Consider the following 24,471-nt stretch of genomic DNA (forward strand, 5'->3'; position numbering starts at 1 on the left):
TTGTACTTTATAGTCCCGAAAAAGTAAAAAACGAGTAAACTCCGCCCATTTTTGGTTTCAAACCATAATTGGGCTTATTTATTCGCATCCAAACCGGTTTTAACTCGTCAAAATAGATGAGGTGATAAGATAACATGAAAAAATTTAAACGTTTCATACAAGTTGTTCTCTGTTCAGTGTTGATGGGGTCATTACTTTATTTCGGTAATGGGAAGGCATTTGCCGAGGATCAATATATTACGATAAAGAAAGGTGATACTTTATATAGCATCTCTAAGAAATACAATATTTCCATTGAGGATTTAAAGGAATACAACCAATTAAAAAGCAATAAGATTATTGCTGGTCAAACGTTAATTATTCCTGATTTTGAACAAACAAAACCTTTGTATATTGCTGTTGCTGGTTCTTTTAGCAAGAAAAGTAATGCAGATAAGCGAGTCGCATTTTTGAAGAAGAAAGAGATTGAAGCAATTGTCGTTAAAAAAGTGATAAATGGTAAAACGTATTATCGCGTTCAGGCTGGTGCCTTTTCGAGTAAATCCAAAGCGGAGAAAATGATCAAGAAGTTAAAGAATAACGGGATCAAAGACGCGTTCTTTTTAACGGAGAAGCCTCTCCAGATTAATGGAATCACAGTAGGGTCTTCTTATAATCAGCTTGTTCAAAAATTCGGGAAGCCAACTAAAACAGAAGAAGATAAAAATACTAGGTCACTTTATTATAAAAATGAAGGTGCTGGAGTTCGTGTAACCATTAATCCAGCCAATAAATCCATTGAACAACTGCAAGTGTATCCAGAATTTCTAAAAACAGCTTCTATCCCAACCGAGAAAAGTAAAATCCTTAATGCTTACGGAAACCCGAATGAAATCAACATCGTAAGCTGCTATGAAAGTGCCACTTGTGAACAAATCATCTATCGATTTAATAAAAATGAATTAATCGTTCAAATTGACCGAGATGGAAAGACGGTTCAGTATTTAGATTTACGGAAAACGAAGTAAGATAAATTACAATTTTACTAGAAACAAAAACGGGAAACCTACAATGAGTGAGGTTTCCCGTTTATGCTTATAAAATTCTAGAGAAAATCTACAAACCTTTTTATTCCACCACATTAAGTTAAAGCTAGCTACCTAACTCCCATAATTCTCCTTTTGCATCAAAGGCATGCTTAAAATCAAAAGCAAACGAAGTCGGTCCATGCTGTACATAATAGTTATATCTTTTAAAGGCCTCCTGCCAAGAGACATCTTTCACATTCTCTGTCCACCACACGACATATGAAAGATGTTTTTCAGGATAAGGCTCCACCCATTTATTTCGGTCTCGCAGCGCTTGTCTGTGCTGACCTGAATAGGTAAAACGATATAAGCCTTGAAGGCTTTTCCATACGGTTAATGTTAGTACAGGAAAGCCCTCTCCCTTGATGGCTTCCTCAGGGATTTGGACTCCAAATGATGAAAATTCCTCTATTAGTTGTCCTGTTCTCCCAGCCTGACGCATTACTTCGTATCCCACATCAAAAAACTCACGAGACGCAGGGTGATCATAGTGGTGATTTAGCCTTCCCACTGTATATATCGAAACGAATGCCATATTATATCCCTCCAATCATAATCTATTCATGTAGGGAGGTTTCTTATAACTACTAGTTACGACATTCAGAATCGCTGTATTAATAACAGGTTTCCTCTCATGTGGAAAATGGAAAAATCCCAGCCTTTCATAAAAGCAGGGATTATAGCAGCCTTAATTATTCCATAAGCAAGCTATTGCGCCTGTTCTTCTTGCGATGGAGGATAGATTAATCCAGATAATATTTGACGATAACAAATGCTGACATAATACTAAAATCTAATGACGATGAACGTCATTGTAACCAATAAGAACAGGTTTAGAAAGTATCCAAATTTCGTTTTTTCCAGAAAGTATCAAACAGTTTAAGAGTAACATTTTTTACCCAACGCCTATGAGTAGGATATCGATAAAGTATAGGGCTGGCTGCAAAGACCAAACAGGCGATTTCATGAAAAGTCAGTCCGCCAAGTACCCTTTTATTATTATAATTATAATGAATTTAATCAAATCCCCGCAATATTGACCCAGGTACTTTTTCTAACCATTCCTTTTCAATAAGAAATCGAGTTATTTTCTCTGAAAATGAACCAACTTTACTAATGAGCATGGTATATTCTACGACTAAGTCATGTCTCATGACCGACCCAATCGAAAATCCATATTGAGATAATAAGGAACCAAATAAACCAGCTAAATGGCATACCATTATTCGGTCCGAGAATACTCGATCTTTTGAGCCTAAAACCTCAGCTGAATAATTTGACGGCACTGGTAATTCATTTTCCTCTAAAATGATAGATAATCTACTATATTGCTTTCTAATAACTGTTGTTCCTTCTTGGAATAATTTGGCCACCTCTTCTGTATCGGAAGTTTGGGTAAAACCGATACAAAGTGCTTCCATGACAATAAGCAAATCAATAATCTCATACAAATTGGCAAGTTCCATGCTGTTAAAAGGTCTTCTACCCCCAATCCAGCCATTCAAATAGCTTGATTTTTGGATTTTTTTAGGTACTTGTGAGGAAGGCAACGTTGGAGTTCGCCAATAAATTCCTTTATTTAACATCATGTCAATTGTTCTCTCATGCAGTTGGATAGAAGCGTTTAAACAATCAATATTATAATTACGGACATCGACTCTAGTTGATAATGCCAATGATCTTGAATGGAATTCAAGACCTAATTGTACCGCTATATGTAGGTATTTTAACAAAAAGCGGTTGCTAAATAGTGGAGGGGCACTTACATTAATGTCAGATTCCAAAAAGCCTATGGGAACAGGATATCCTTCGTTACTAAGAAGTTTATCTCTGTTAACAATGAGATCATTCGTAATCTGCAGTGCAAATGAATACAAGTCCTTTATTTCCTTATCTTGGCTATGTTCACAAAATACTGTTAAATACCACTTAGACATATTATTTATCGCCAGACCAGTCCAAAGGTACCCTAATTCTGATGTTGTTAGAGAGATAGGATTATTATTACTCATTTGGAAGCGCTCCTTTCATGCGTAAAAAAGGACGAAGCAGGTAACTTAATAGTTTTAATGGGTTTACTTTTTTAGTATGGAATAATTTCTCGCCCCAATAGCCTTGAAGTGAACGAATAATTTGATCCAGTCCTTCATTAGATAATTGTTCCATAGCCCTTCTAAGTACAATTGAATCTTCATAACTTTTACGGATTGGTTTCATAAGTTCTTCATAGTTTCCTAACCCGCATATGTCATAAGCCGCGTAAACTCCGCTCAATATAGATGCATATTGTCCAAAGCCCATAAAAGGCATGTTGGTTCCAAAACAATTTCCAACATAAAATGTGTTGCCTATTCTTGGTGACTCACAAATTCCGATTGGGTAATTGGTAATGTGGAAATCATCTGTAATAGGCAACTCCTGAGAAAGCTGTTTACGAACCTTTTGATAAAATGAATCCCATAGTTGGTTCATATTACTGTTATTATTTTCTGAAAGATCCGGAACGGCTAGTGATATACTCGCTTCGTTTTTTGAATATGGGATTAGAAAGCCGTATCCGTATGGGGCAAGGTCATAATCAATCCACGCAATAACAGAATAAGGATCAAAACTACCTTCAACTGTTGCACCTTTTATTGAAACAGCTAAATCTTCTCTGAAGTTTTTCGTTTTTTTTGCATATGCTCCATCTCCAGTAGCCATGACAACATGAGTAAACTTTTGTACTAACTGTTCATAAGTTGCCTCCGAATTAAAATGAATTGGTGATTTAATTTGTCTTCCCAATTGAGATTCGAAGGAATCCTCTTCTCTCCCACGAATATTAGTAAAACCGATATGCCCGCTAATTAATGCTTTCTCATTCTTAGAATGTAGCTTTATTTGTTGAATATTTGATGTAGGTTTTAAGTAAATGCCATACTCATCAGATAACGATGCAATGCAATCATGTATTGGAAAGGCAAAAATAGCTAGTAAGACCTCACCGTTAATAAACCTGTCGCCTATTTGCCTTCTTTTCTCAAATATAGTTGGTTTAACACCGTTCTTTTCAAGTGTAATGGCACAAGCTAAACCAGATAGTCCAGCACCCATAATAGCAATATCCATCAATAACCGCCTCCAAAAGTTTACTGTAATATCGTTCCCTTCTTAGTACCATAAATGTAAAATATTTGAAAAAATAACAGTTGAACAAATTATATATACCCAAGAAAAACCTCATTTACATATGGTCAGGTTCATCGTTAACCAACAGCTGATATTCTTTTATTGAAAACTAAAGTCTAAAATAATAAAAGGAAAAATCCCTGCTTTCTCTTTAAGGCAGGGATTTTCAACTTGTTAAAAGGGTTTATGGTTTTATATGTTTTATTTTAATTCATTATAAATCTTCGTTAATAACACTCTATTCGGATCTTGGCTAAGCTCCCACATCATAGCTCCTCCAAGGTTATTGGCTTTGATAAAGGAGGTCTTATATCCTATTGATTCTGTATCATCATAACTGATAAATTGTGATCCGTTAAAAAGCCAAGGAACTTTGGAATCCGGTTCCCAGTATCGTATATAGCCATTCTTATTTACATAGTTCGCTTCGAGGTTCGTAAAACTGATGGCAGAACCCCCGCCCATAAATGACTGATATAATCCGTTACTACTATTAGTCACTTGGTTATAGGCTCTGCCGTAGAATGGAAGTCCCATAATAAGTTTATTTGCAGGCACCCCTTTATTGAGATAGAGCTGGATTGTATCTTGTACACTCCACTCCCAAGAGAAGCCAGACTCGGGATCACGGTACAATGGTGCATTCATTCCCGTCATGATGTCCCAGGAACCGTGAATATCATACGTCATGAGTTGAATGTAATCCACATACTGTTGAATTAAGTTCAGTTCGGTATTGGCAGCATAGGAGCTTCCTGCTCCAGCAGCAATGGTTAACAAATAAGTATTCCCATCCTTTACACTTTGAGCATCCAATGTTTCTCTTATTTTCTTTAAAAGAAGCGTAAAATTCTGCTTATCCTCGGGACGGTTGATATTGTCTGCTTCTCCCCCGCCCACTGGATATTCCCAATCCAAATCAACGCCATCAAATCCATACTTCAAAATGAATTGCAGACAGCTTTCTGCAAAGATCGTTCTGGACTGCTCCGTTAAGGCTACATCCGAGAACTTTTCGGACCATGTCCAGCCACCAACAGAAATTAAAGTTTTTAAATGTGGGTATTGCTGTTTAAGCTTTGTTAGTTGGTAAAAATTCCCCTTATAAGGCTGATCGGCCGAATCTCCTGGAAATGGTTGTTCAACATCTGCCCAAGAGTCTCCTATTGCAATTTTCCCATCTGGTGAAATGTTGGCAAATGCATAGTTAATATGGGTGAGTTTGCTTGCCTCAATATCTGCTGCCTGAAAGTTTGAATAAGTAGACCAGCCTGTATAATATCCAACTCTTTTATAAGCAGTCGGTTCAGGTTCAGGGGTAACTGTATTTTTTACAATAACTGTTTTAGAAACTTGTGTGGTTTGATTAGCAGTATCGTAAACAACCACCTTTAAGGTTTGACTGCCATCCGGCACCCATGGATCGGTAGCCCAATTCACACTATATGGTGCTGTCGTCCGTGTTCCAATTAAATAACCGCCATTATTGCTGTAAAACTCTACTTTACTTATTCCTTTATCATCACTTGCACTTACAGATAATGTAACCGTTCCACCTATAGTTTGACCATCACTCGCAATCGGAGAAACCTGAATGCTGCTAACTTGCGGTGGCTGGTCGACTGCCGTTGCGGAAGTAGTTACATTAATCGTATTACTAGCTGCAGAAACATTTCCACTTGCATCACGTGCTTTTACGAAGAAACTATAGGAAGTATTCGAACTTAGATTCCCTACTGCATAAGAGGTTGAGGTAGTATTTCCGATATAGCTATTATTCTTATAAACATCATAACCTTTAACTCCACTAGCATCCGTAGAGCTCGTCCATATTAAAGAGACCGAAGAAGAATTTATTCCCGTTGCCTTCAAATTCGATGGTGCTGTTGGTGCAGTTCGATCCTTTTTAGCGGCTTCTGCAAGAGTGAAATGACTAGTAAGGCTGATACACACTAAAAAGAAAACAATAAAGATTTTAAAGCAGTTTTGTAATCGTGGTTTCATGGCAATTCCTGCCTCTCCTATTAAAATAGCAAACTATGTATACTTTATTTTAATTGGAGGAAATGAGAATCGTGTAGTGGAAAATAGTGGTAAACTTTAGCCCATCTAGCAGAAAATGGGTTGCCTATTAATAGTCAGTTTCTTCATGTTCGCTTCCATACAATTGTGATTTTGTATTCATATAAAAAGTCCCATGAACCGAATGATTCTTTGGGACTTCATTTAAGTTATATCGTCGCTTTCCGCTTCAAAACCATTGCCAGATAACTAAGCATTGATAACACCATCACCATCAATCCTGTAATTAACAGCCAGCCAAAGGTAAAGCTGCTCGTTTGGTCTACAGTATATCCATATAGTGGTGGAATGAACACAGCACCCATGGATCCCATTGTAATACTGATTCCGCTGGATATTCCCGCCTGTTCTCTTGGGACCAGCTCGCTTGCCAGATTCATCCAAATCCCATTAAAGCCTGAGACACAAAATCCAAAAATCACAACGATAGGGACTATCGTCCAAAAACTCACATTAGGAATCAATGCCAAGGTTATACTTGATAAAGCCGTTAAAACCGTTATAATCAATAAAATTACTACTCGGTTCCCATTAAATAAAAAATCACTTATCATTCCCCAAGCAATACGGCCATTGAACCGCTCACTTCTGAAATCACTAATAGTATCCCTGATAGAAATAATGAAAATCCTAATCTTTCATATGCGAAAATGACGAGATATGTATTTAAGCACATTTGAGAGCCGTTTAATCCCATCGCACTAAAACTAACCAGCATCAGTGCTTTGTTTTTCAGCATGTTAAACATCGATTTATAAAATGCAGCCAATCCGGCAGGGTTCGATTCTTGCTGGTCCGGTGAATCGCGATAAACCAAATAGGAAACACATCCACTTACGAGCAACAGGATACATGCACTAATTAATACTGGCCGCCAGCCATATGTTGCACCTAATGGCAGCAAAATTAAACCTGCCAGGGCTGCACCCGCTGTGACCCCCATTTGTTTAATCCCCATTGCAGTACCGCGCTGCTTTAAAGAGAACCAATAAATGATTCCCCTGTTTGTGACCGGGTGCATGGAACCATAGCCAAATCCCCCAATCATCACCATCAAGAGTACTGCCCAAAACTGCCCGAGGAACATCATGACGATAAAGCCCAAACCTAAACAAAAGGCTGCCACTAAAAGTAATTTACGTGAACCATAGCGATCCGTCAGAAATCCCGCTGGAACAGACGCTACCGCCTGCCCCAAAAAGAGGGCAGCCGGTAACATTCCAATCTGAGATTTCGTTAATGAAAGATCCTCTCCAATTAATACCCCGAGTGGACCTATGCTTCGACCTACAAAGGCAACCATCAGTTGAGCAATAAGAAGAAACAATAGCATTCGCCATGGCTCAGATAGATGGACAGCCCTATTTTTTACCATTAAATTTGCCATTTCCTATTCGCCTCTTCTTATTTAGGCTTTTAAACTCACCGCATTCATGTCTTCTTCAAGAACACGATTTTTCGAAACAGAAGTGGAAGTGAGGTAAGATCCTCCTAAACAAATGATAAAGTTGAATGCTAAACCTATAATCCCGCCGTGAATTCCGTAGATTGTTTTATGCCCAGTAAAGGTGAGCATTCCTGCAATAATAGCACCGAGAAGCATTCCCCAGAAAACCGCTTTTCCGTTTAAGCGTTTCCAATAAAGACCAAGCACAAAGGCAGGAAATACTTGTACCAGCAGTTCGAATTTTAACACGAAGATTTCATACAACGTTCCTGGTGGATTCCAGGCAATCCATAGGAGGCCAAAAATGGCTACGATCCCGAAGATTTTACCGACCATTACCTTTCTATGTTCGGTAGCCCCTGGGTTGATGAATTTTCCATATACATCATTGGAGATCAGTGATGAAAAGCTTAGCAGCACAGAATCCGCTGTCGAAACAATTGCTGCCACAATTCCACCAAAAAAGATAATCATAATCCAATAGAAAAATGGATTAATAGCGGCAATTTTATTTGCCATTAAACCTACTAGTTGTTCACTGTCGTTTCCATCTAAGCCTGGGAAAAGCTTAAGCCCAATAATTCCTACAAAGAAAACCAATCCAGTTGTCAGAAGTGGCATCCAAGCCATCCGTGCAAAGGATTTTTTCAAGGTTTTTTCACTTTTTGCTGCATATATTCTTTGTACAGCATGCGGATAAATACTTGCCCCTAATCCAACAAGAACCAGCATGCTAAACCAATTGATATTTACTTCCATTGGTGGAACAGCAGTTTTCGCCGGTTCCGTTTCCGTAATGTAGCGAGTGACCTCGGTAAAGTTTCCACCTGCTAAGTATACGCCTCCGATAACAAAGAAAATAATTCCAATGAGCAGGACAATTCCCTGCATTACATCCGTGAACGCAACTGCTTTCATTCCGCCCATCCATTCGTAAGCTAACATTACTAAAACGAACGCAATTACGGCAACCTGATATGGAATGGTGCCACCCGTCATTCCGGATACCGCTTGACCGATGGCTACTAATTGCTCAAGCAAGTAGTTCCCTAATCCCCAAAGCATTAAGAAGATTGCTAAAAGTGTTACCTTTTTTGAGTTAAAACGGTGTTGCAGCCAATCCGTTGGAGTAATAAAGTTACGTTTTTTGGCAATGACATAGAGTCTTGGCGCAAATAGTAGATACACACCAATAATGATAGTCATAAAGGAAATGGACTGCAGCCAAGAAAATCCTGTACGATAAGCAGAAGGTGCATAACCAACAATGGTATTCCCGCTATACTGAGTTGCAAAAAGGGTAAAAAATAGCGCAATAAATCCTAAGTTCCCACTCGCTAAATAATAACCTGATAAACTTTCATGAATATTCTTTTCTCCTTTTCCGGAATAATATCCGATGACCAGCATGATAATCGCAAAAACGGTCAAAATGATAATTCCATCCATCCCTGCAAATGTTAACTCACCCATGGTTAACCCCCTTTATTTTTCGGCCTCTTCTTCTTCTTCAACAATCTTCCATTGCGTTAAACAAACCCAGCTTAAGTAGGCACATAATAAAATTGAGAAAATGAAAATGATGAATGCCCATAACGGAAATCCTAAGACATATGGCTCCACAAATCCTTCAGAAAAATACCATGGTACATTTCCCACTACGATCAAAACTAATCCAATCCAAATCCACTTTTTCCGAATCGGTTCCTTGATTTCTTTGTTCATATCCTTACCCCCCTTTTAAATGATCCTTTTCTCCTGCAACTCTTTAATTTTTTCCTCATCAAAACCTAGTAATTCTTGATAGACTTCAACATTATGTTTCCCCATCACATCTGGTCCTACATGCTTCACCTTCCCTGGTGTTCTGCTTAATTTCGGAACAATCCCAGGCATTGGAAATTCACCTAATTGAGGGTGTTCTACCTTAATGATCATCTCTCTTTCCTGATATTGAGGGTCTTCGATAATGTCCTTGGCTGTGTAAATTAATCCGGAAGGCACGCCTTTTTCCTCTAGTATCGCTAGTGCTTTCTTCGCCGGCAGTGTTTTCGTCCACTCCTCGATCATGGAATCTAAGAGTTTCATATTTTCTCCTCTTGCATGGTGCGTCGCAAAACGTGGATCGTCGGCAAGTTCTGGCTGTTCCATTGCCTCACATAGTCTGCGGAAAACACCATCGGCATTTGCACCGATGACAATATAGGTTTTGTCTTGGGTAAAATAAATATTGGATGGCGCCACCCCCGGAAGAATATTCCCCATCCGCTCACGAATATATCCAGCTAGTAAATAATCAGGAATAATACTCTCCATTATTGAAAAGACGGATTCGTATAAGGCTGTATCGACTACTTGTCCTTTTCCTGATTTCTCCCGTTCATGCACTGCAACAAGGCAACCGATGGTAGCAAACAATGCCGCCAACGTATCACCGATGGAAACCCCGATTCTGGATGGCGGACGATCCGTGAATCCGGTTACATTTCTTAGCCCTCCCATTGCTTCGCCGACACTTCCAAATCCTGCCCGATTTTTATATGGTCCTGTCTGTCCAAATCCAGAAGTTCTGACCATTATTAATTTTGGGTTGATTTCTGAAAGTGTTTCATACGAAAGGTTCCACTTTTCCATTGTCCCCGGTCGAAAATTTTCAATCAAAACATCCGTATCTTTTATTAATTCTTTTAAAATGTTTTGGCCTTCTTCCTCGCGGAGATTTAATGTGATCGATTTCTTATTCCTTGATTGAATCGGCCACCATAGTCCTACTCCATCCTTTGCTTTTCCCCAATCTCTCATCGGATCAGATTTTCCGGGCGGCTCCACTTTGATAATCTCGGCACCGAAATCCCCCAGCATCCTCCCAGTGAATGGTCCCGCCAATAACGTTCCCAATTCCAACACCCGCAAATCTTGTAGTGGCAATTTTTCTTCAGTCATGTTCCTTCCCCCTATGGTGGTCATCTCTTGCGTGAATAATTCGAAAATTTATAATTATGTATACAAATTTATCTGTTTGTATACAAATAGTCAACACTCTTTTTATTTTTTAGTTAATCTGACCTAAAAATAGGAGTTTTTGCCCATATAATTCCATTTTCACTTAACTTTTCAGAATATTCATTGAAATGTTTTTCTGGTTTGTATACAATAGAGTTGAGGTGTTGACATGGATGCATACGAATTCATTAAAGAGGCCATTATTTTAGGAAAATTGGAGCCTGGTATGAGATTAGGGGAAGAAACACTTGCAAAGGAACTAAACCTTAGCAGAACTCCTATTAGAGAGGCTATAAAACAGCTGGAAGCAGAAGGGCTTGTCATTCCTTTAAAAAGAGGCGTAGGTGTCAGGCGTTTTACGAAGGATGATATTCGGGAAATCTACGATTTGAGAACTCTGTTAGAAAGCTACGCTGCCAGCCAGGCTGCCATCCATAGAACGGAAGAAGATTTAATACTATTATCCAGGGCGAACGAATTTTACGAACAGGCAATCGAGGACACTACGCCTCTAGATATGACGAGAATCCGCAAGATTGTGAAGGTGAACCAAACATTCCATGAAGCGATTGTTGCCGCTTCAAAAAATACTCATCTTTATTTTCATATTTCAAAGGTAGTAGTGGTTCCGATTGTGTTCCGTTCCTTTTACTGGTATAACGATTTTCAATTAAAGCAATCACTAGAAGTTCATAAAATTATTTTTGAAGCGATTAAAAACAAAGAGCCTGAACGTGCTCGTATCGCCATGCATGAACATATCTTCCAAGGCCGTGACAATGTGTTGAAGCATTTAGATAATAGTGAAATTAGTCATTTATTAAAGGAGGAAGTAAAATGATCGAAATTTGTGAAGTTGGACCTCGTGATGGTTTACAAAATGAGTGTAAGATGATTTCGTCTGATATAAAAGTTGAATTGATTACTAGATTAATTCATGCTGGAATTCGAAACATCGAGGCCGTTTCATTCGTTAACCCAAAAGTGGTCCCTCAAATGGCGGACGCGGAAGAAGTTCTAAAGCTTCTTCCAAAGGATAAAAATGTCCGCTACGGCGGACTTGTTCTTAGTCGTTCTGGCCTAGAGCGAGCATTAAAAACAGATATCGACTTCCTCCATGTGGTGACTACTACAAGCGATGCTTTTAATCAAAAAAATGCCAAAAGAACCGTTGAACAAGCTGTAGATGAGCTTTCCAAAGTGATTATAGAAGGCTCTGAATCTGGTAAAGGAGTTGCTGGGGTATTGGGCACTGCCTTTGGCTGCCCTTTTGAAGGAGAAGTCCCGCTAACAAGAGTTCTTTCTGTCGCGGAGAAATTTATTGAGGCAGGTTGTACGGAAATTACGTTAGCTGATACAACTGGAATGGCGAATCCCATCCAGGTTCAAACCGTTGTGTCTGCTTTTTACAAGCAGTTTGGAAAAGAATTTTCGCTTGGACTTCATTTCCACAATACCCGTGGTCTCGGACTTGCCAATACGCTTGCAGGCTACCAAGCGGGAGTCCGTAGGTTTGATTCTTCGATTGCCGGACTAGGCGGCTGTCCATTTGCTCCTAAAGCCGTTGGAAATGTCTGTACAGAAGACATGGTCAACATGTTCCGTGGGATGGGAGTCGAGACAGGTGCAGACCTAAACCAACTCCTGGATACTGCAAAATGGATGGAAACCAATATGGATCGGCCACTTGACGGCATGCTGATGAAAGCGGGAATTGCTTAAATTTTTATAAAAACATAAGTTGACTCAAAAGGTTAGTAGAATAATCTTTTGAGTCAGCTTTTTTTCAGGTGAAAAAAGCTAGAATAACTAAGTTTAAAAAGAAATCTATATCTACTATTAACAATCGATAATACACTCTTAAATTGCGTAAAGGAAAGGCTCATAGCTCACAATGCAGCTATTCGCCTTCCCTCTATACTTTTTCATATCATAGTAGTAATCGGTCACTATTTCAAAGCGATACAAATATTTTTCGCTTCTGTAAAAAACTCCATACTGTGGTGACCGCCCTCACGTCCTACTCCACTCTTTTTGAAGCCGCCGAATGGAGCACGTAGATCACGAACAAACCAGCAGTTCACCCAAATGGTACCTGCACGGACAGAATGTGAAATCCGGTGAGCTCGCTGGAGATTTTCTGTCCAAACAACACCGTTCAATCCGTAATCTGTATCATTGGCAATGCGAAGGGCATCTTCTTCAGTATCAAATGGAATAATGGTCACGATTGGGCCAAAGATTTCTTCCTGGCAAATTCGCGACTTCGAATCTTCAGTCAGATAGACAGTAGGCTCTAAATAATATCCATTTTGCAAATACTCCGGTAACTCTGGACGTTTTCCACCACAAATTAATGTTGCATTTTCTTCTTTGGCAATCTCTAGATAACTGGTGACCTTATTATAATGTTCTTCACTCACAACCGGACCCATTTTTGTTTCCGAATCTTGTGGATCGCCGACTTTTAGTTCCATTGCTGCTTTCTTAAATCTCATAAGGAACTCATCTAAAATCGATCTTTGCACTAAGATTCTTGATCCAGCAAGACAGATTTGACCAGAATTCATGAACGCTGCATGAATCGATACAGGAATCGCTTTATCTAGATCGGCATCCTCGAACACAATATTCGCTGCTTTTCCACCTAATTCAAACGAAACCTTCTTTAACGTGTCGGCACCGTTTTTCATAATTCGTTTTCCTGTAGCCGTCGAACCCGTGAAGGAAACAAGATCTACTTCAGGATGGGTGGTCAGAGCAGTTCCAACAACTCCGCCTAGACCATGAACGACATTGACAACACCGTCTGGAATTCCTGCTTCCTTCGCAATTTCTCCGAGAAGCGACACAGAAAGCGGAGTCATTTCAGCTGGTTTAATTACAGCTGTGTTTCCTGCAGCAAGACAAGGACCAAGTTTCCAAGTGGTTAGCATAAAAGGAACATTCCAAGGGGTAATCAGTGCAGCGACTCCTACTGGTTCGTAGCGAGTATAGTTTAAATACGCCTCTTCCATTGGATACACTTCTCCGCCTTGCTGCTCCATGAAGTCAGCAAAGAATTTGATGTTGTTGGCAGCACGTGGAACTTCATGCTGAACCGCAGAGTGATATGGTTTTCCGACATCGGTCGCATCTAATCGCGCGATTTCCTCTTTTCGCTCAAGAATGATTTCAGCCATCCGACGAAGCTTTGCACAACGCTCAGCTACTGTCATCGTTCTCCACGGGCCATTTTCAAAAGCGTCCCGAGCTACACGGCAAGCATAATCCACATCTTCTTGTGAGGCTTCACTGACTTTCGCTATTACCTCCTGTGTCGCTGGATTTTTCACTTCAAAAGTAGCTCCGTTGCTAGCTTTTATATAATCCCCGTTTATATAAAGACCCACTTCTCTGACACCAGTCTGTACGTTTGTCATTTTGAAACCTCATTTCTCTTTTTAACTGATTCGCCTGCAATGCCCCAATGTTCTGGATCTAGTTCATTAATCATGACGCGAACACTTTGGACGGGAGCATCTAGCACCTCTGATACTAAATCGGTCATTTCTCGAATTAATCGTTCTTTTTTTTCAGGTGATCTACCCTTAAGAATATTAACTTGAATAAAAGGCATTGTAACCTCTCCCTTCACTTTGAAGTTTATTCCGTGAATACTGCCTCAACACTTCCTATTCCATCAAAGCCGGCTGTGAAATGGTCACCTGCTTCAATTTTAATTGCTGCTGATAAGGAACCGCTAAACACGACTTCTCCTGGCTGAATACTCTGACCTACTTTATACAACCGATTGGCTAACCAAGCTATCGCTCTCGCTGGGTGGCCCATTACCGCTGCACCGGCACCTGTCGCAACGACTTCTCCGTTTTGTTTAAACACCATACCCATCAATTTCAAATCGAAATCCTGCGGTGAATAAAATCTTTCACCGATAATAAAGCGGGAAGAAGATGAATTATCTGCCACCGCATCTGGCAAGGTAAAGCTGAACCCATAAAAGCGGCTGTCAATAATTTCAACGGCAGGCGCAATATATTGTGTTGCATGAAGGACATCCGCTACGGTTACATGCGGACCTTTCAATTCTTTATTAAAAATAAAGGCAATTTCCGGCTCCAGTTTCGCATGGATGAATGGGGAGAGAGAAATTTTTTCTCCTTCAGACAACTGCATGCTTTCAAGCAAAACCCCATAAGATGGCTCATGAACACCCATCATCTCTTGTTTCGCTTTACTTGTTAATCCAAGTTTCCAGCCGATTCTTTTTGTGTTTTCTTCTTTACATTTCATATCGACTAAGCGTTCTTGTATTTGATAAGCTAAGGCTTCATCCAGTTCAGGATAGGCGTCCACAAACTTACCGACTGCTTTTTTCTGTTTTTCTGCCTGGAATAGTTCATGTGCTATTTGATCGATTACATCCGTTTTAATCATGTTATCACCCAGTTTCTTTTTTTATCTAATTGATCCGTGCGCTGATCAAGGTTCGGAGTTTATTTCATGACTCTTTTATTAATGAATGCTGATTTCACTGTGTTTGAAAAATAAACGGAAGAATTCCGGCTAAATTTGGACATACCTCTATTTCCTAATAAATAAAGGAAGCTTTTCCGTTTATATGATTGAAATCATTAAATTTTGGCTTATATAGAGCCATTAACCGGAATATCTCCTCTTATATCTGCTTTTTTAGCTTACTTTTGTACATTAGACGGAAATTCTCCGCCTATGTATTCTCCTGCCTACATAAAAACCGACAACTTAACCGAGCCTACTTAATAAAGGACGCCGTGACTGAACCAATATGAGCAAACTCTGCTGTAAACGTATCATTTTCCTTCACTTCAATCGCACTGGTTAAGGCACCTGAAAGAATAATTTCCCCTGCTTTTAGCGAGACATCGTACTTACCCAATGAATTCGCCAGCCATGCAACTGAACGAAGTGGATTTCCAAGGACGGCTGCGCCTGCTCCAGAATCAATCATTTCACCGTTTCGATAAGCGACCATTCCGATATGAGTAAGATCTAAGCCATCTAGCTTTGTCGGTTTCCCGCCAATCATTGCACTAGCAGAAGATCCATTGTCCGCAACTGTGTCTTCAAACTTGATCTTCCAATCTTCAATTCTACTATCAATTACTTCAATGGCTGGAACGATATAATCCGTAGCTTCAACAACGTCAAGGATAGAAACATTTGGACCTTTTAAATCCTTTTTTAAAATAAAGGCAATCTCAAATTCTACTTTTGGTTGAATATAATGTGATAGTGAAATCGATTCACCTTCGACCACCATCATATCTGCTAATAAATGACCATAGTCAGGCTGATTGACACCAAACATGTTTTGAATCGCTTTGCTTGTCGCGCCAATCTTTTTCCCTACGATGATCGCTCCATTTGCAACTTTTCTGCGGATCATCTCTAATTGGGTATAATAGGCTTCATCAACAGTAATTCCTGGATAGGAAATCGTTAACGGCTCGATCACCTGCTTTGTTTCCTCCGCTTCCAAAAGACGAGTGGCTGCTTCTTGAATGATTGTCACACCTGTTCCCTCCTTACCTGGTACTAGACTGTTATCCCTTTTTTCTCTGCTAGTTCAACCGCAACATCTAAAATCCAGTCCTCTTGGCCAGCAACGGTTTGCCTTTTACCAAGCTCTTCCATAATTTCGGATACCCCGACACCAAACTTCTCCGCGGCGTGTTTTACGTGTAATAAAAAGCTGTTATATACTCCAGCATAGCCGCTTGATAAGTTGCCTCTATCAATCACGATTGGAGACTGGATGAGTGGTGCGACCTTTTCCTCTGCAGCATCCATTAATATCGCTAAGTTAATTCCAGTTTCGATGTTCATTTTATTTAATACCGCCACAAGAACTTCCGTTGGTGCATTTCCAGCTCCAGCCCCAAGTCCTCTAAGCGTTCCGTCAATTTGATCGGCACCCGCTTCAAGTGCGGTTATCGTATTGCCAATGGCCAATCCTAGGTTATTATGAGCATGGAAACCAACTTGAATGGACAAGGCTTCTTTTAAGGCGGACACTCTTTCACGAACGCCGCTTTGAACAAGGGCACCTGCAGAATCCACTACATACACACAATCAGCACCATATGATTCCATTAGCTTTGCCTGCTCCACAAGGACACTGGCAGGCTGCGTATGCGACATCATAAGGAAACCAACTGTTTCAAGTCCTAATTCTTTCGCTAAGCGGAAGTACTGCTCAGTCACATCTGCTTCTGTACAATGAACGGCAATCCGGAGTACAGAAATGCCAAGCTCAGCCGCTTCTCTTAATTCTTTGCTCGTACCTATTCCTGGAACAAACAAAGAAGCAATTTTAGCTTGTTTCGCGGTCTCGACAGCTACTTTAATCAAGTCGTATTCAGAATGAATAGAAAACCCTTGCTGAATGGTCGACCCGTTTAAACCAGAACCATGGCTCACTTCTATCACTGGCACACCGGCTTCATCTAAATCTTTTACAATGGCGCGTACCTGTTCTGGTGTATAACTATGGCTAACGGCATGATCGCCATCTCGTAAGGTTGTATCTGTCAGTCTAGGAATCTTCATTGTGTTACCTCCTTTGCAGAAAGATAATGTGAGGCATAGACATCTCCGACTCGGTAGGCGGAGGCCGTCATGATATCTAAATTCCCTGCATAGGTAGGGAAGAAATCTCCTGCTCCAATTACTTCATTCATAATCACTACGGTTGGCAAGCGGCCCCATGGTGTTTCACGGTAATCTACAAATGGCGTACCTTTTAAACGATAGCCGGGAACATAGCTAGAAATCTCAGCTGCAATCGATTGAACCGACTCAATCACTGCTGCCTCATCGAATTCTTCTTTCATCACGGCATAGACGGAATTTGTCATATTTATAGGCGGCTGAGCTGGATTAAATACAGGAATGGCTCTTGCGATTGTCGCTCCGCCAATTTGTTGAACCGCATTTGCCGTTGTGCGTACAAACTCATCGACATTCTGTCTCGTTCCTGGTCCAATGGATACACTGGCCGCTGTTGCAATGACTTCTGCATAATGAACAGGTACTACACGATTGACGGCATGAACAAGTGGTGTTGTCGCCTGACCGCCGCAAGAAATTAAGTTAACGTTCATTGCTTCAAGATGGTCATGTAAATTAACAGTTGGGACAACAAACGGTCCAACCGCTGCCGGAGTCATGTCAACGGCTAATTTTCCTTGTTCTCGTAAGGCTTGTGCATTCAGCTTATGGGCTTTCGCACTGGTTGCATCAAACACAATCTTAATCTCTAGATCTTCTAGAATGGCATCAATACCATGATGGCTTACGGCAATTCCCTTTGCTTTTGCTCTCGCTAACCCCTCAGAATTTGGGTCAATCCCTGCCACTAAGGCTAATTCCATGTTTCCATCATTTTTTAAAATTTTATACATCAAGTCTGTTCCAATATTTCCAGATCCCAAAATTGCTGCTTTAACTTTCGTCACGACCCTTACACCTCACTTTCTAGTAATCAATGAATTAAGGTTTTACAACTTCTTTTTCAACTGCTTCACTAGATGTTAGCGGTGTTCCTTGCGTCCACCAAGAAACAGGGAATTCGGTTCCAATCCAAGTATCGCCGTTGCCCGGAACGTCTTTCATATCCCAAATAACAGGCTTCCAAGCAGGATCTGTAATGATATAGCCCGCATCTCCGAATAATTCAATGCGGTTGCCGCCTGGTTCAATCACATACATACAAAACGCTTGGGAAACTCCATGCTTATTAGGCGGAACTTCAATTTTAATACCATGATCTTTAAGTAGATCCGACACATCATAAAGGTTTTGCGGAATCCCGTACCAGTAGCAAAGATGATGAAGCTTTCCTTTTATGCCGCTAGGCTCTTGCATATAAGCCACTTCATGAACGAGATTGGATACACTAATCCAGCTTCCTAGAACATGACCATTATCTTGAATTTGCTCTCTCAATCGGAAACCGAGCGTATCAATCATAAAGTTCGTATCGACTTCTGGATTAGAAGTCATTAAATTGATATGATCTAAGCGGCGAACCGGTACACCGCGATCTGGGCGTTTGGATGGACGGTTTAATAGTTTTGAGCGTTGATCGTCTTTCACATTGTAATAGTCGACATCCCAAAGAATTTCCATTAAGTGACCATCAGGAGTAGTGAATTGATAAGCTTTTCCGTGACCGATATCACCGTCGATCCAGCCTTTACCTAATCCTGTCTTTTCAATTTCTTCCACACGGCGCTGTAGTGCTTGCGGGGATGTTGCCCGCCAAGCAACATGGCCGACTCCTGCTTGTATGGATTCAGTTATTTTTAACGTATTATGATAAAAATCCTCATAAGCTCGCAGATAAACGGAGCTACCGGACCGAGCCGTTACTTCCATTCCTAGAAATCTTGTGAAAAATTCAACAGATTGTTCCAGTTTTGGTGAAAGAATCTCCACGTGTGCAAGTTGTGCTAGATCAAAAATTGGCTCTTTAAAAATTGTCATGTCCGTTCCTCCTAGATTTCCCTTTAAATTTTTTTAGTTTTGTAAACATGAAAAAAGAAGATTGACGAAATATACTGAATAGTGATACCGTTTTCATTATATTCGGTATCAAATTCTTCTTCATTTGTCGAAAACCTGTTGTATGCTTCCATCATAATGGGTTGCCATGTTAGGTACAATGTCACTGTCCCTTTATAGGGGACACTTTTAGAATATTTATATAATTTTTACTATTCGGAGGAAAATATGATACTAGAACAAGAAAAGCTGCTCTCTTCTGTAAAAAATGCCATTAGAATTTTGCGTGCTTTTAAAATGGATCAACCACAAAAAGGAGTACGCGAACTAGCCAATGAACTTGGTTTAGGAAAAAGCAGTGTCCAAAGAATTCTTACAACTCTCGCATCCGAAGGGTTGGTACAAAAAAATAAAGAGACCAATAAATATGAGTTAGGTCTCTCCGTTGTTGAATTGAGCTCCATTGTCTTAGGTAACATCGATCTGCATACGGAATCACGACCGATCCTTACCGACCTTGCCAATAAATGTGGGGAAACCGCCCACCTGGCAATATTAGATGGAAATCATGTAGTCTATTTAGACAAAGTCGAGAGTAAAACCTCGAATAAAGTACCCTCACACTTAGGATTCCATAATTATGCTCATTGTACGAGTTCAGGTAAACTTCTTCTTGCGCATAGTGGAACCTACTTGGTTGATCTAGTAATTCAAAATGGACTCGATGCGATTACACCGAAAACCATTATAGAACCAGATAGATTTCGGGAAGAGTTGAAAACAATCTTAAAGCATGGCTATTCGGTTAGTGTCGATGAATATACCATGGGACGGACATCCGTGTCCGCACCTGTCAGAGACCATACAGGAAAAGTCATTGCTGCTATTAATCTAGTAGGACCAAGTTCACGATTCTCAAAGCAACGCATTCAGTATTTTGCAAGTGAATTGATCACTTCTGGAAAATTAATTTCCGAGAGACTTGGTTACTGGAAAAGGTAAATATCTTCATCGACCCACTAAGAGGAGCTTAAAAAGACTTGTCTTGAAGCTACTTCTTGAACAAACCCTTTAGGCAAAACTTTCTTCCATGAAACTCGAACGGTCTCCCATTCATAAAAAGGAAATCCATGCCCGCAGGGTGATAATAAAGTAAGCCTTCCGTCACGAACGACCGCGATTTGAGTGGTCGTCTCTTGGTGAAGGTTTACGGTAACTTCATACCATCCTGAAGCAGGCATCAAATAATACGGAAGGAGTACGACCTCCACAAGTTTTTTACGGAAAATAATTCTGCCCTCACTTTGATATTCAGTCCCTAAATAAAAAGGGATTCTTTCCAGTTCACCAGCTAAAATCAGTTGACGAATGAGCGTAGAACTGATTTTTTCGCCTTCCCACTCTATTTTATCCACCTTGACTCCCTCAATTTTTCCATCTGAATCCCTTCTCATAGTATCCATATTGCCTTCGCCCCGGTGTCCATATGTAAAGTCAAAACCTGCTACCACCTGTTTTGCTCCAAAGTCCAGAAGATAGGTTTTAACAAATTCCCTTGGAGATAACTCCGCAAATTCCTTTGTAAACTGAATCAAGTAGAAACAATCTACCCCTAACTCTTCAAAAATTCTACGCTTATCCTTCATTGGCATGAGATAAGGGATGATCTTTTTCCCATTTGAAAGGACCACTTTTGGATGAGGGAAAAAACTCATAATAACCAAAGGGAGTTCTTGTTCTTCCGCAACTCTTTTTGCCTCTTTAATCACCTTCTGATGACCTAAATGCACGCCATCAAAAAATCCTAGAGCCATTACACATGGCTTTGTTCGTAAAGAAGTTTGTTCGCGGTTGTTGCTTGTCACTTGAATGAATTCCAAGATAGCTCCCTCCATTGTTCACCATATACGTATCTTTTAATGCAATTCGCCTATCAATCTATTAAGACTTCACGACTTCCTCTGTTTTCACTGGTGTAAGAGGTGTTCCCTGCGTCCACCAAGATACTGGGAATTCTGTTCCAATCCATGTATCGCCATTGCCAGGAACGTCCTTCATATCCCAAACTACTGGCTTCCATGCTGGGTCCGTAATGATGTAACCTGCATCTCCGAATAATTCAATCCTGTTTCCGCCTGGTTCAATCACATACATACAGAACGCTTGGCTGACTCCATGCTTATTCGGTGGAACTTCAATTTTAATACCATGGTCTTTCATCAAATCTGCTACATCATAAAGATTTTGAGGAATACCATACCAGTAGCAAAGATGATGCAGCTTCCCTTTTACTCCGCTAGGTTCTTGCATATAGGCAATCTCATGAACGAGATTAGAAACACTAATCCAGCTGCCCAGCACATGGCCATTATCTTGAATTTGCTCTCTTAATCGAAAACCGAGTGTGTTGAGCATAAAGTCCGTATCGGCCCCTGGATTCGAAGTCATGAGATTAATATGATCTAAACGGCGAACCGGCACGCCACGATCCGGGCGTTTGGATGGACGATTTAATAGTTTCGACCTTTGCCCTTCTTCCACTTGGTAATACTCAACGTCCCAAAGAATTTCCATTAAATGACCATCAGGATTTGTAAATTGGTAGGCTCTGCCGTGACCGATATCACCATCAATCCAGCCTTTGCCTAAACCGGTCTTTTCAATTTCTTCTACACGTCGCTCTAACGCTTGCGGTGAAGTGGCACGCCAAGCAACATGGCCGACACCCGCTTGATCTGATTCTGTAATGATTAACGTATTGTGGTAGAAATCCTCATAAGCACGAAGGTATACGGATTTTTCAGTACGAGCCGTTACTTCCATTCCTAGAAATCTTGTAAAAAATTCAACAGATTTTTCAAGTTTCGGAGAAAGAAGCTCCACGTGAGCAAGCTGGGCTACATCAAAAATGGGTTCCTGGTAAGAAGTCATGGTAATCCTCCTATTAGATATATTGTTTGAAATAGACTACTTATTTACGAGACTTACTTCAGGCGTAAAAGAGCGATATTGGCCATTAAAGAACATGAGCGGCTCTCCCTCTTCAAGCTTAATATCGATGACTCTGCCGATAAATAAGGTATGATCTCCTTCGATATGTTCATTTACCACTTCACATGCTACCTGAGCGATGGCTCCTGTTAAGACAGGGAGTCCCGCCAGTTGGTCGAAATCGATTTCCCTCTTTTCCTTTATCTGACCAGCAAAGAGCATCGAGTATTCTTGTTGCTCTCCCGCTAAAATATTCACGGCAAACTTTTTACTATTCTTGATTTTTTCAAGCATTTGCGCTCTTTCGCCGATCGAAATCACCACTAGCTTTGGATTTAGAGAGACCGACATGAAGGCATTAGCCGTCATGCCGTGCACCTCTCCTTCTAGCTCAGTCGTGATGACCGTAACGCCCGTAGCAAATTTCCCCATAGCCTGGCGAAATAGACGATCATCCATTTTGTTCCCTCCTATCAAACTTTATGATTTAACCGCTTCTTTTTCTTTCGCATCTACCCATGTTTTATTCGTCCAGCCCTTAAGGTCATAATCACTTAATGCAGAATCGACGAATGCTTTTTGCTGATCGGCAGCACCTGTTGCCTCAAAATGGAATAACGCTTCCATGTTGATGTTTTCATGGTTTCCAGCATAGTTGACCTCATATAATTCATGACGTCCTCCGAACTCTGTGCCGATTGTATCCCAAACCATTTTCAATAATTTCACACGTTCTTCCGCACCAATTCCTGTTCCGCGATAATACGTGTCTAAGTAAGGTTTTAAATCTTCATTGAGGAAATCTTTTGAACTTGAAGGCAATTGAATTAATCCGCCAGCCACGACTTGCTCAAAGATATTCTTCACCTTGACCCAAGCCAATGGAGCCAACGCTCGATAAGCAGCACTTGAGTAAGAGTTTGGAACCACTAAGCCGTTTGGCCCTTTTTCAGGATCTGTTGCCATTGCAGTAGAAAGACCCCAGAACATATTTCGTAAAGCAACCACTTCACCAATCTTTGCCTGAACCCCACGGAAATCTTTCGTACCTGCTCCTTCCGTTGCTTTTAATAAAAGCCCGGTCATAAAATCTAATTTAACGGCAAGACGTGTACAGCCATGGAAAGTAAAGCGTGGGATGAAACCGCTTACTTTTGCAAAGTTATTTGATACCTCAATATTGCGATACGCCAATACATTTTCCCAAGGAATGAAGACGTTATCGAGCACAATCACGGCGTCATTTTCATCAAAGCGGCTAGATAAAGGATAATCAAATGGAGTTCCGTTTTTTGCAGCATGTAATTCATAGGATTGGCGGCTTATCATGCTAAGACCTTCTGCATTCATTGGCACGAAGAAGATCAATGCATGACTATCATCACCACCGCCTAAATCTTTCGGTCCATAGTTTGCAACAAAGTTATAATGTGTTAAAGCAGAAGCTGTTCCTACCATTTTGGCACCGCTTACAATTATCCCGTCATCTCGCTCCGCAACAGCACGAACAAATACATCTTTATTCTCATGTAAAGGTTTTGAACGATCCACTTGTGGATTAATGATTGTATGGTTAATGAATGGTACTTCCTTTGTTGATTTTTTGTACCAGGCTAATGCATTGTCTTCAAAACCTTGATAAAAATGACCAAACGCATTAAGGTGTCCAGTGAAAGAAGCTTTGTAATCAGGTGTTCGTCCCATAAAACCATAGCTTAGCTTTGCCCACTGAGCAATGGCATCTCTTGCCTCTAACAAATCCTGAGAACTAGTGGGTGTTTTGAAAAATTTATGTGTTCTGTCGCCAAATTCGGTTGTTGTGGTTAAGATATCACGTGTCGCTGGATCATGAAGAGCATCGTACATTCTCGCATACGAACGAGCAGCATTCCGATAAGCGGGATGTGTTGTTACATCTTTAATTTTTTCCCCGTTTAAATAAACCGATCTGCCGTCATTGAGACTTTCCAAATATTCTTTGCCTGTGTACATTTCTTCAACTCCATTCTTAGATTCCTACTTTTTTATGTGTGGCACATCTGTCCACCACTAGTACTATCATAAGTTATCTGAAAATTCATAACAATAACACGAAGTGACAGAAAACTTCGTAAATACTACTCCTTTGTGTCAGTATGGCAAAATAAAAGCCAGACACCCCAC

24 protein-coding genes are annotated in these 24,471 nt (G+C 40.4%); 4 read left to right on the plus strand and 20 right to left on the minus strand.

Translation table 11 applies throughout. The features are described 5' to 3' along the window. Nucleotides 1–134 precede the first annotated feature (134 nt). Nucleotides 135–1,007, plus strand: coding sequence for a LysM peptidoglycan-binding domain-containing protein (locus ACN6MT_RS20160; protein WP_419887731.1), 873 nt, complete (start codon nt 135–137; stop codon nt 1,005–1,007). A gap of 124 nt (nt 1,008–1,131) precedes the next feature. Here ACN6MT_RS20160 and ACN6MT_RS20165 read toward each other — a convergent pair whose 3' ends face one another. The 9 genes from ACN6MT_RS20165 to ACN6MT_RS20205 form a co-directional block, all read right to left on the minus strand. After that, a complete protein-coding gene (locus tag ACN6MT_RS20165; protein WP_419887732.1) occupies nt 1,132–1,602 on the minus strand; it encodes a DUF3291 domain-containing protein in 471 nt (156 codons plus the stop codon). Between the two features lie 481 nt (nt 1,603–2,083). After that, a complete protein-coding gene (locus tag ACN6MT_RS20170; protein ID WP_419887733.1) occupies nt 2,084–3,079 on the minus strand; it encodes a DUF3231 family protein in 996 nt (331 codons plus the stop codon). After that, nucleotides 3,072–4,178, minus strand: a complete 1,107-nt coding sequence (locus ACN6MT_RS20175; RefSeq protein ID WP_419887734.1) for an NAD(P)/FAD-dependent oxidoreductase — start codon at nt 4,176–4,178, stop codon at nt 3,072–3,074. The genes ACN6MT_RS20170 and ACN6MT_RS20175 overlap by 8 nt, the downstream gene beginning before the upstream one ends. Before the next feature lie 261 nt (nt 4,179–4,439). Beyond that, entirely contained in the window at nt 4,440–6,242 is a 1,803-nt protein-coding gene (locus ACN6MT_RS20180; protein ID WP_419887735.1) for a glycosyl hydrolase family 18 protein, read from the minus strand. A 227-nt stretch (nt 6,243–6,469) separates the two neighbouring features. Beyond that, entirely contained in the window at nt 6,470–6,874 is a 405-nt protein-coding gene (locus tag ACN6MT_RS20185) for an MFS transporter (RefSeq protein ID WP_419887736.1), read from the minus strand. Next, on the minus strand, nt 6,871–7,707 hold the full coding sequence (locus ACN6MT_RS20190; protein WP_419887737.1) for an MFS transporter: 837 nt from the start codon (nt 7,705–7,707) through the stop codon (nt 6,871–6,873). The genes ACN6MT_RS20185 and ACN6MT_RS20190 overlap by 4 nt, the downstream gene beginning before the upstream one ends. A 21-nt stretch (nt 7,708–7,728) precedes the next feature. Further along, the gene (locus ACN6MT_RS20195; RefSeq protein ID WP_419887738.1) at nt 7,729–9,240 is read right to left on the minus strand and encodes a sodium:solute symporter family protein; all 1,512 of its coding nucleotides are present in this window, start codon (nt 9,238–9,240) and stop codon (nt 7,729–7,731) included. Between the two features lie 12 nt (nt 9,241–9,252). After that, nucleotides 9,253–9,492 carry a hypothetical protein gene (locus tag ACN6MT_RS20200; protein ID WP_419887739.1) on the minus strand — a complete coding sequence of 80 codons (240 nt, stop codon included), beginning with the start codon at nt 9,490–9,492 and terminating at the stop codon, nt 9,253–9,255. Between the two features lie 15 nt (nt 9,493–9,507). After that, entirely contained in the window at nt 9,508–10,710 is a 1,203-nt protein-coding gene (locus tag ACN6MT_RS20205; protein WP_419887740.1) for a CaiB/BaiF CoA transferase family protein, read from the minus strand. Nucleotides 10,711–10,939: 229 nt separating this feature from the next. On the opposite strand from ACN6MT_RS20205, the gene ACN6MT_RS20210 reads away from it, so the two are divergent. Together ACN6MT_RS20210 and ACN6MT_RS20215 are read left to right on the plus strand one after the other, a co-directional pair. Continuing rightward, on the plus strand, nt 10,940–11,611 hold the full coding sequence (locus ACN6MT_RS20210; RefSeq protein WP_419887741.1) for a GntR family transcriptional regulator: 672 nt from the start codon (nt 10,940–10,942) through the stop codon (nt 11,609–11,611). Then, nucleotides 11,608–12,492 carry a hydroxymethylglutaryl-CoA lyase gene (locus ACN6MT_RS20215; RefSeq protein WP_419887742.1) on the plus strand — a complete coding sequence of 295 codons (885 nt, stop codon included), beginning with the start codon at nt 11,608–11,610 and terminating at the stop codon, nt 12,490–12,492. The genes ACN6MT_RS20210 and ACN6MT_RS20215 overlap by 4 nt, the downstream gene beginning before the upstream one ends. A gap of 227 nt (nt 12,493–12,719) precedes the next feature. Here the strand turns inward: ACN6MT_RS20215 and ACN6MT_RS20220 are convergent, their stop codons facing one another. The 7 genes from ACN6MT_RS20220 to ACN6MT_RS20250 form a co-directional block, all read right to left on the minus strand. Next, complete coding sequence (locus ACN6MT_RS20220) at nt 12,720–14,192, minus strand: aldehyde dehydrogenase (RefSeq protein ID WP_419887743.1); 1,473 nt, start codon at nt 14,190–14,192, stop codon at nt 12,720–12,722. Continuing rightward, nucleotides 14,189–14,389 (minus strand): 2-hydroxymuconate tautomerase, encoded by a 201-nt coding sequence (locus ACN6MT_RS20225; RefSeq protein WP_034675225.1) that lies wholly within the window; start codon nt 14,387–14,389, stop codon nt 14,189–14,191. The genes ACN6MT_RS20220 and ACN6MT_RS20225 overlap by 4 nt, the downstream gene beginning before the upstream one ends. Before the next feature lie 26 nt (nt 14,390–14,415). After that, nucleotides 14,416–15,207 carry a 2-keto-4-pentenoate hydratase gene (locus ACN6MT_RS20230; RefSeq protein WP_419887744.1) on the minus strand — a complete coding sequence of 264 codons (792 nt, stop codon included), beginning with the start codon at nt 15,205–15,207 and terminating at the stop codon, nt 14,416–14,418. Nucleotides 15,208–15,544: 337 nt separating this feature from the next. Then, nucleotides 15,545–16,324, minus strand: coding sequence for a 2-keto-4-pentenoate hydratase (locus ACN6MT_RS20235; protein ID WP_419887745.1), 780 nt, complete (start codon nt 16,322–16,324; stop codon nt 15,545–15,547). A 23-nt stretch (nt 16,325–16,347) separates the two neighbouring features. Next, complete coding sequence (dmpG, locus tag ACN6MT_RS20240) at nt 16,348–17,361, minus strand: 4-hydroxy-2-oxovalerate aldolase (protein ID WP_419887746.1); 1,014 nt, start codon at nt 17,359–17,361, stop codon at nt 16,348–16,350. Next, nucleotides 17,358–18,269 carry an acetaldehyde dehydrogenase (acetylating) gene (locus ACN6MT_RS20245; protein WP_419887747.1) on the minus strand — a complete coding sequence of 304 codons (912 nt, stop codon included), beginning with the start codon at nt 18,267–18,269 and terminating at the stop codon, nt 17,358–17,360. Before ACN6MT_RS20245 ends, dmpG begins: the two co-directional genes overlap by 4 nt. A gap of 34 nt (nt 18,270–18,303) precedes the next feature. Continuing rightward, complete coding sequence (locus ACN6MT_RS20250) at nt 18,304–19,299, minus strand: catechol 2,3-dioxygenase (RefSeq protein WP_419887748.1); 996 nt, start codon at nt 19,297–19,299, stop codon at nt 18,304–18,306. Between the two features lie 246 nt (nt 19,300–19,545). Between ACN6MT_RS20250 and ACN6MT_RS20255 the strand changes: the two genes are divergently transcribed. Beyond that, a complete protein-coding gene (locus tag ACN6MT_RS20255) occupies nt 19,546–20,319 on the plus strand; it encodes an IclR family transcriptional regulator (protein WP_419887749.1) in 774 nt (257 codons plus the stop codon). A gap of 17 nt (nt 20,320–20,336) precedes the next feature. On the opposite strand, the gene ACN6MT_RS20260 is transcribed toward ACN6MT_RS20255, so the two are convergent. The 4 genes from ACN6MT_RS20260 to ACN6MT_RS20275 form a co-directional block, all read right to left on the minus strand. Beyond that, nucleotides 20,337–21,197 (minus strand): adenylyltransferase/cytidyltransferase family protein, encoded by an 861-nt coding sequence (locus ACN6MT_RS20260; RefSeq protein WP_419887750.1) that lies wholly within the window; start codon nt 21,195–21,197, stop codon nt 20,337–20,339. Between the two features lie 61 nt (nt 21,198–21,258). After that, nucleotides 21,259–22,248, minus strand: coding sequence for a catechol 2,3-dioxygenase (locus ACN6MT_RS20265; RefSeq protein ID WP_419887751.1), 990 nt, complete (start codon nt 22,246–22,248; stop codon nt 21,259–21,261). Between the two features lie 36 nt (nt 22,249–22,284). Then, a complete protein-coding gene (locus ACN6MT_RS20270; RefSeq protein WP_419887752.1) occupies nt 22,285–22,767 on the minus strand; it encodes a flavin reductase family protein in 483 nt (160 codons plus the stop codon). Nucleotides 22,768–22,788: 21 nt separating this feature from the next. Continuing rightward, complete coding sequence (locus ACN6MT_RS20275; RefSeq protein ID WP_419887753.1) at nt 22,789–24,300, minus strand: 4-hydroxyphenylacetate 3-hydroxylase family protein; 1,512 nt, start codon at nt 24,298–24,300, stop codon at nt 22,789–22,791. Nucleotides 24,301–24,471: the final 171 nt, after the last annotated feature.

It is taken from the genome of Neobacillus niacini, assembly GCF_048572935.1.
Taxonomy (GTDB): Bacteria; Bacillota; Bacilli; order Bacillales; family Cytobacillaceae; genus Neobacillus; species Neobacillus niacini.